Source organism: Brevibacterium sp. FAM 24630, assembly GCF_049804075.1.
In the GTDB taxonomy this organism is placed as follows: domain Bacteria; phylum Actinomycetota; class Actinomycetes; order Actinomycetales; family Brevibacteriaceae; genus Brevibacterium.
Genome location: NZ_JBNBZD010000077.1, coordinates 1 through 509, shown reverse-complemented (window position 1 = coordinate 509; position 509 = coordinate 1). Strand labels below are relative to the sequence as shown.

The window sequence follows — 509 nt, the reverse complement described above, 5'->3', positions numbered from 1 at the left end:
CTAGCCACGTGAACAGTTGCCGGTCGCGGAGGAGTCCTGTCAGCAGGTTGTGGGCTCGACGGGTCCGAAGATGCGTGTACCACCAGCGCTGTCCCGGCTTCACGTGTGCCGGTCGGGGTGTTCCTGGCCGCACCTGGGTGCGGTGTTTGAGGAACGATTCCCATTTCGCTTCCCAGGACGTGAATGCGCCTGTCCACTTCGCGGCTTCGTCGAGGCTGGTGACCTTCGGCAGCATCTTGAACAGGCCGAGGAGTTCCTTGTTCGCCGGCAGGACGGGCCGCATGGTCAGGTACCGATGTGCGGCCTGTCGGATGTGGAAGTGACACCGTTGGATACGGGTGGTCGGCCAGAGTCGCTTGATCGTTGTCGTCAATGGTCCGTTGCCATCGACGATCGCAGCCACCGGGGCGGGGATGCGGCTGATGAGGGCTGTCCAGGACGCGTTCTTCTCCTGGTCGCACCATTGCCAGTCGATGACGTGAGTGCCGGTGTAGGCGATGAGCACGCAC

1 pseudogene is annotated in these 509 nt (G+C 63.1%); it reads right to left on the bottom strand.

From position 1 onward, the window contains the following. Positions 1–509, bottom strand: a pseudogene (locus ACPUD7_RS17800) (IS256 family transposase); the annotation flags it as partial.